The organism is Desulfobaculum sp. (assembly GCF_054921475.1).
This window is the reverse complement of record NZ_JBUDSW010000182.1, coordinates 1-7,578: the sequence shown is the minus strand read 5'-3', so window position 1 is coordinate 7,578 and position 7,578 is coordinate 1. Positions and strand designations below refer to the sequence as shown.

Here is a 7,578-nt window from a genome sequence, read left to right as displayed (position 1 = left end):
AGCTGATCGTCATCATCCGCGAATAGCGCGCCAGCGCACTTTTCGCCGCCCAGCCGTCTTCGCGCCCGCATTCCGCCAAGGAATGCGGGCGCGTTGTGGTTTCCTCCTGCGTACGCCTGCGGCTCCGCGCTTGCCAGTGCGCAGCAGGCATTATACGGTACCCGCCATGTCTGTTGCTCTCCCGGTTCCCGTGGCCATGGCCCACTGCCCGCAGACCACATCCAGCATGCTTGCGGAGTGCATTCCCCAGCTGTTTGCCGCCTGCGGCATCACGTATCGCCCCGGCGAGCGCGTTCTGGTCAAGCCAAACCTTGTTGCGGCCAAGAACCCCTTGGGCTGTACGGACCCTGCCGTGGCCGCCGCGGCATGCCAGTATCTGCTGGACTGCGGAGTACGCATCACCGTGGCGGATTCCCCGGCCTTCGGCTCCGCCGAGAGTGTGGCGCGCAAATGCGGCCTTGTGGACGCCCTCGCTCCCCTTGGCCTTTCCGTGACCACCCTGCGCGATCCGCGCCCGCTGGCCCTCTCCTTTCCCGCGCAGGTAGGCATTGCCGCGCAGGCTCTGGAGGCCGACCGCATCCTCAATCTGCCCCGCCTCAAGGCCCACTGCCAAATGCGCCTGACGGCCTCGGTCAAGAACCTCTTTGGCTGTGTGTGCGGCATGCGCAAGGCCATCGCCCACACCCGCTTTGGCGAACGCGGCAACCGCTTCGAGGCGCTGATTCTTGACGTCTGCGCCGCCCTGCCGCAGGTGGATACGCTCCTTGACGCCGTCACGGCCATGCACGTCAGCGGTCCCACGGACGGTGAGGCCCTGCACATGGGCCTTCTGGCCGCATCGCCCGGCCCCGTAGCGCTGGACACCGCCCTGTACACCCTGCTCAGCCAAACGCCAGACGACATTGCCCTGTGGCGCGAGGCCATCCGCCGCGACCTGCCCGGCTGCCGCCCGCAGGACATCAGCTTCCCTCTCCAGCCGCCACAGGCGTTCGACGCCGCACATTTCGTTGTTCCCGAGGCTCTCGTCCCGGTAAGCTTTCGCCCATCGCGCCTTGCCAAAAGCGCCATGAAGCGTCTGCTTGCCAGAATCCGCTGACCAAACCGTCAACCCACACGGTGCCTATGCTCGATACGACCTCCCAGACCTCATCGGCTCAGTCCCGGATTCGCTACACCATCACCGGCGCGGTGCAGGGCGTGGGCTTTCGCCCCTTCATTTACCGCATCGCCCTTGATCACAGCCTGACCGGCCACGTGCGCAATACCCCAGAAGGCGTCGTCATCGAACTGCAAGGCGCGGCCTCGCAGCTGGACGCCTTTGACCACGACCTGCACCACCAGCTGCCCCCGCTGGCGCAAATCGTTACCTGCGACACACAGCCCCTGCCCCCGGCTGACGACGAGAGCGCCTTTGAAATCCATCTTTCAACCGGCGGCGAAGGGCACTCCGTGCTTATCAGCCCGGACGTCGCCACCTGCGACGACTGCCTCAGCGATATGCTGGACCCGGACAACCCGCGCTATCTCTACCCCTTCACCAACTGCACCAACTGCGGCCCGCGCTACACCATCACCCGCTCCATCCCCTACGACAGGGACAAGACCTCCATGGCCTGCTTCCCCATGTGCGAGATGTGCCAGAGCGAGTACGACAACCCGCTGGACCGCCGCTTCCACGCCCAGCCCAACGCCTGCCCCGAGTGCGGCCCCAAGGTCTGGATGGCCGACGCATCCGGCGCATCCGGCGCGCAAGGCCCACAGGCCCTTGAGGATGCGGCCCGGTCTCTTGCGGACGGGAAAATACTCGCCGTGAAGGGCCTTGGTGGATTCCATCTGGTGTGCGACGCCACCAACGCCCGCGCCGTCGCCACCCTGCGCCAACGCAAAAACCGCTACGGCAAGCCCCTCGCGGTGATGGCTCCGGATATGCCCACCGTGCGCGGCATTGCCGACGTGACGGACGCCGAAGCCGAGCTTCTGGAAGGCCGCGAGCGCCCCATCGTTATCCTGCGCCAGCGCCACGGCGCGTCGGTCCTTGCTCCGGGGCTTTCGCCGGATACCCGCGACATCGGCGTCATGCTCCCCTACACGCCACTGCACCACGTTTTGCTGCGCCACTACGCCGCATGCCGTGGCGACGGACACCCCGCCATCCTTGTGGCGACCTCCGGCAACATGAGTTCCGAGCCCATCAGCATCGGCAACCGCGAGGCGCTCTCCCGCCTTGCGCACATTGTGGACGGCTTTGTCTTCCACAACCGGGACATCCTTATCCGCTGCGACGATTCCGTCGTCCGCGTGGTGGACACTCCGGACGGCCCGGCCACGCAATTCCTGCGCCGCGCCCGCGGCTTCACGCCCCGGCCGGTCTTTTTGCCCGCCGACGGGCCAAGCGTTCTTGGCACCGGACCGGAGCTGAAGGCCACGCTGTGCGTCACCAAAAAGGACCAAGCCTTTGTCAGCCAGCACATCGGCACCATGGAGAATCTTGAAACTTTCGACTTTTACAAGGAAATCGCGGCGCATTTGGTGGACATCCTCCAAACCGCGCCGGAGGCCGTGGTCCACGACCTGCACCCCAACTACATGACCACGGACTGGGCGCAGGCGGAATCCGGCCTGCCCACCATCGCCCTGCAGCACCACGTTGCCCACGCCCACGCGGTGATGGCGGACAACGCCTTTGAAGGCCGCGCCCTCGTCCTTGCGCTGGACGGTACGGGCTACGGCGAAGACAAGACCCTGTGGGGCGGTGAATTCCTGCTTGTGGACAACGAGTCCCTGACGCATGAGCGCCTTGCCCACTTTGCGCCCATGCGCCTGCCCGGCGGCGAAGCGGCCATCACTCAGCCATGGCGCATCGCCCTTGCCTGCCTGCATGACCTTGGCCTGCCCACACCCTCAGACGCGCCGTGGCTGCCAGAACATGCCGACGCCACCACCCTGTGCGCCAACATGCTCACCAAAAACATCAACAGCCCCGTCACCACCAGTTGCGGGCGACTGTTCGACGCCGTCAGCGCCATGCTCGGCCTGTGCACCAGCATTGACTACGAGGCGCAGGCCGCCATCCGCCTTGAAGCCGCGCAGGACCATGCCGTCACAGAAGGATACGACGCCCCCGCCCTTGCCCAGCAGGAGAGCGGCCCCGCCATTCTGCGCACGGACGCGCTCTTTCAGCGCGTGGCGCAGGACTGGGCGCAGAGCACTTCACCCGCCGTCATCAGCCGCAAATTCCACCTTGGCCTCATGTCGGGCCTCGCGGACGCCGCGGCCACCCTCGCCCGCGCCCATAGCGTCGACACCATCGGCCTCAGCGGCGGCGTGATGCTGAACCGCACCCTTGCCGAAGGCCTGCCGCGCCTTTTGACCGGACACGGCATGCAGCTTCTGCTGCACACGCAGACGCCCCCCGGCGACGCCTGCATATCCCTTGGGCAAGCCGCCTACGGCTCACGCCTGCTGGCGCGCCGGGGCGGGCGATAGCGCATTGTGCTGGCACCGGAGGCCATCCCCCGGTGCCAGCGCCCCAACGAATTTCACCCAACCGACATCGACTTCTGCTTCACCTTCTCCCACTTCATCTGGTACAGGGTGGATTATGCGCACGCAGCACTCTCTTCACGACACCTCGCGCCGCAAGGCGCTGAAATCGCTTATGGCAGCGTCGCTTTTGCCCCTTGTGGGCACAGCCGTCGCCCGTCCGTCCCCTGCCGAAGCCGCGCCAGCCGTGGACCCGGCAGTCAACATCATCGTCCCCTCCTGCTACGCGCCGCCCGTGGAGGGCGAAGACGCCGGGCGCTACTCGTGGCGCCTCGCCAAGGCCGTGCTCGACTTTATCGAGGACAACTACGCCGGGCGCAAACTGCCCATCTGGAAGCGCCGCTTTGAAGACATTGATCTGGAAAAGCGCATCACCAACATCTGCTATTGGATTGTCGAGGGCGTGCGCGAGGCCATGGACATCTACCCCGTTGACCCGGCATGGGTGGCTGGGCAGATTATGGCGGAATCATTCTTCTACGAATTTGCCGTCTCATGGGCCTTTGCCGTTGGTCCCTGCCAGTTCATCGGCTCCACGGCCAGCCGCTACGACATGCTCTGCGCTACGGACCGCTCCGCCCACGCCCACGCGCCCTACAAGCACCCGGAGTACGCCGGGGAACTCGCCCGCTACTACGACCTGCGCAGCAAATGGAAGCGCGCCCGCCGTCTACGCACAAAAATCGGCGGGGACCGGGGGGAGCTGCTCCGCACCGCCCTCACCGCCGCCCGCGACGGCAAGCGCCTCGACATGGCGGACAAATATCTGCGCGTGGACGACCTTGCCCAAGACCTCTACGACCAAATGAAGGAGGCCCGATCGCGCTTTCGCACCTACATGCAGGCCAACCTTGAAGGGCGCGACATTTTCAACTCGCGCGATTTCGACTTTTTGATGAACTTTGACCAGCGCGTGGTCTACAGCAAACCCATCCCCGCCATGGTGCTCATGCTGGCGCGGCACCTGCGCGCCCGCAGCGGCAATATCATCGCCGCCACCGCCGGCTACAACGCCGGACTCAAGAACACCCGCACCTCGGAGCGCATCTACTCCCGCTATGGCCGACTGCCCACCTTCTCCGAAACGGTGACCTACGTCAGCCGCGTGTTCATTAATCATCATGAGATAGTCTCAAGAATCTCATAACGCACCACTATTCCAAGCAATTCGGCGCAGGTGAAAAACTTTTTTCAACTTGCGCCGAATTCTCTTGCAGTCCCATGCGGGCGGCGTTAGACATCCTTGCCCTACGATATTTCGTACCGGAGGAATGTCATGTTTCGTGGTGTGATGTACGCCCTTATTTCGGCGTGCAGTTTCGGAATTCTCCCTATCATGGGAAAATTCGGTTTCGAATGCGGTATGGATACCTTCGAGATCCTGCAATACCGCTTTATCTTTGGCTCGCTGATGCTGGCGCTGTTTTTTGCCGTCACCCGGCCGAGCCTGCTGCGCATCAGTCCACGGGCGCTTATGAAGGCCGCCATGCTCGGCCTTCTTGTCTACCCGGTGCAGAGCACAGGATTCATCGGTGCCGTCAAGTATATCCCGGCGTCCACGACGTCGCTCATCATTTACGGCTATCCGGCGCTGGTGACCATTCTGTCCGCTGTCTTCTTCAAGCAACCCATAACCAAAAGCCTGACCACATCGCTGGTGCTCATCTTTGCAGGATGCGCCCTCGTCTTTTTCGACGCCTTCCTGCACGAGGCCGACATCCGCGGCGTTTTGCTGGCCGTTGGGTGCATGGTGGGCATCGCGGGGAATATGATTCTCTCGCAGGTGCTGCTAAAGGGAGAAAACGCCCAGTCCGTCACGCTATACGTGCTGTTCTTTGCGGCTCTTTTCTTCTCCGCCATGGCTGGCGGTCCGGCCACCATTTTGGACCTGAACGGACGGGGCCTCGCCCTTGCCCTCGGCATTGGCCTTGTGCCCACGGTATTCGCCATTTTGTTCATGTACCTCGCCATCGAGCACATCGGCGGCACGTATACGTCCATTTTCTCCTGCATCGAACCGGTGACCACGGTCTTTGCCGCCTGGATTCTGCTGGGCGAACCCGTCGCCATGTGGCAGTTTGTGGGCGCGGCGCTGGTTATCTGCGGCGTTATCTGGCCAAACAGAAAACTTCTGCATCGCGAGATGACCCCGACCCACGCGGCTTAACGCCCATTTCCGCTGGCAGGCCTCCATTGCAATGCAGCGCGTATGTGATATGCGTTATGCAAAGAGCAATGGAGGCTTACCCGCGTGGAAGAATACCTCACCATTATTCTCGTCATCATCAGGCGGGGGCTTGAAGTCTCCGTCGACCTCATGACCCCCGTAGCCATCGCGCTCTATGTCCTCATCATGGGCATCATCTACGCCGCCTACTTCCGCCGTGGCTCGCGCTTTGGGGCCCTCATCCACATCGTCGGCGGCTGCTTTACCTTCTTCATCATCTGGAACCATCCCGCATATTCCTACTACAAGCACAATCCATGGAACGGGGGCTACATCTACGCCCTTATCATGATTGTCACCTACGTCTATGTGCCCATGAAGCTCGCCGTCTTCACCACAGAAATCTGCCGCCAACTCTTCCGCCCCATGGACCGGCTGTAACCCCAGCCCGTCCCATCACGCCCGTCAGCGCTGCCCCTCGCTTCATCAGCGCAGCGCCTCCGCAACGCGCCCCAATGTCCCCACAGGCGCCCCCGCCGCCGCTTCTCCCTTTCACCCGCACCGGAACGGCCCACGAGCCACACGCTCGTTGTGCCTCCTCAAGTGTCCACCGTCCCACAACGCAGCGTGCACCCTCCCCAGCCTCAAACCTTTCCGCCCATCTCCCGCATCAGTTCCCCTCCCCACCGCCAGTCATCGCCCAATCGGCAAAACTCCCCAATATCCGCAAAAATCCGGATCTTGTGAAAAAAAGAACTCCTCCCCTCTTTTCTCTTTTCGCAGCTTTCGAATAACGCTACACCCCAATTTCGCGCTTCCGTGGTGGGAATTTTCAGCGAAGCGCGTCTTATGACACATGCCCGGGCGAGACCGCTTTCGCCCTGTCGTATTCATCTTTTCGGAGGTAGAACACATGGCCAAGCTCAGCCGCGATTATGCGTCCATTCAGAAGACCCTCATGGACGACCTGCGCCTCATGCATTACCCCATCGCCGTCAAGTACATCTTTGACGAAGAGGAACTGAAGGACTTTCAGGAAAACTGCGAAGAATACTTCTGTCCCGTCAAGCCCATGACCTTCTGTCAGTGGGAGCTTGCCGCACGCATGAAGGGACAGACCGTTCTCGCCTTCAAGGATGACCAGGGCTGCTCCAACGCACGCTTCTGCCTCGGCTGGAAGCCCATGGACGAAGCCGAAATCAAGAGCCACAAGAAGTACTGCGTGGACGCAGATCAGGCCGAACGCTTCATCAAGACGAAGTCCCGCCTGCCCGAAGACAAGCTGCTCGCCATCGTCGTGTCCCCGCTGGCCGATACCTTCTTCGATCCGGATACCGTGCACTTCTACTGCGACAACATGCAGGCCTACCACCTCGCCGTGGACTACGCCGCCGCCATGGATGTGCACCCCATCCAGACCAATATCACCATCAACTCCTCCGCATGCGGTGGCAACGTCTACTCCTTCAATGAGAAGAAGTTCAACATGCTCCCCGCCTGCAGCGGCAGCTACAACGCCGGTAAGACCGAACGCGGTGAAATCAACGTCGTTATCCCCGGTGAACACATCGGCCCGACCATCGACCGCCTGCTCTCCCGTAAGGAACAGCACGGCTCCGCGTCCATCACCCGCCCCGGTGACAACTTCCCCGGCGCAGACGTCTGCAAAAACTGCCCGCTCATCATCTTCAAAAAGCAGAAATAATTCCGCGCGATAGGCCTCCTCATAGCGCCTGTCCGTGTGACCACACGCCCCGCAGTCTCGCCCCTGCGGGGCGTTTTCTTTTGGCTGGCAGGCTTGCCAAATGACAGGAGAAGAGGGCCTCCGGCGGGTTAAGGAAATAATTTCCTTAACAATCCTTAGGATT

6 protein-coding genes are annotated in these 7,578 nt (G+C 62.3%); all 6 read left to right on the top strand.

What is annotated here, in order from left to right:
- The first annotated feature begins 166 nt into the window (after positions 1-166).
- The 6 genes from ACY69P_RS11790 to ACY69P_RS11765 all read left to right on the top strand — a co-directional run bounded on the left by ACY69P_RS11790 (position 167) and on the right by ACY69P_RS11765 (position 7,415).
- Positions 167-1,096, top strand: coding sequence for a DUF362 domain-containing protein (locus ACY69P_RS11790; protein WP_462327609.1), 930 nt, complete (start codon positions 167-169; stop codon positions 1,094-1,096).
- Between the two features lie 26 nt (positions 1,097-1,122).
- The gene (gene hypF / locus ACY69P_RS11785; protein WP_462327608.1) at positions 1,123-3,486 is read left to right on the top strand and encodes a carbamoyltransferase HypF; all 2,364 of its coding nucleotides are present in this window, start codon (positions 1,123-1,125) and stop codon (positions 3,484-3,486) included.
- Positions 3,487-3,601: 115 nt separating this feature from the next.
- Positions 3,602-4,690 carry a lytic transglycosylase domain-containing protein gene (locus ACY69P_RS11780; protein ID WP_462327607.1) on the top strand — a complete coding sequence of 363 codons (1,089 nt, stop codon included), beginning with the start codon at positions 3,602-3,604 and terminating at the stop codon, positions 4,688-4,690.
- A 129-nt stretch (positions 4,691-4,819) separates the two neighbouring features.
- Positions 4,820-5,710, top strand: coding sequence for a DMT family transporter (locus tag ACY69P_RS11775; RefSeq protein ID WP_462327606.1), 891 nt, complete (start codon positions 4,820-4,822; stop codon positions 5,708-5,710).
- A gap of 84 nt (positions 5,711-5,794) precedes the next feature.
- Positions 5,795-6,151, top strand: coding sequence for a hypothetical protein (locus tag ACY69P_RS11770; protein ID WP_462327605.1), 357 nt, complete (start codon positions 5,795-5,797; stop codon positions 6,149-6,151).
- A 472-nt stretch (positions 6,152-6,623) separates the two neighbouring features.
- The gene (locus tag ACY69P_RS11765) at positions 6,624-7,415 is read left to right on the top strand and encodes a DUF169 domain-containing protein (protein WP_459901241.1); all 792 of its coding nucleotides are present in this window, start codon (positions 6,624-6,626) and stop codon (positions 7,413-7,415) included.
- Positions 7,416-7,578: the final 163 nt, after the last annotated feature.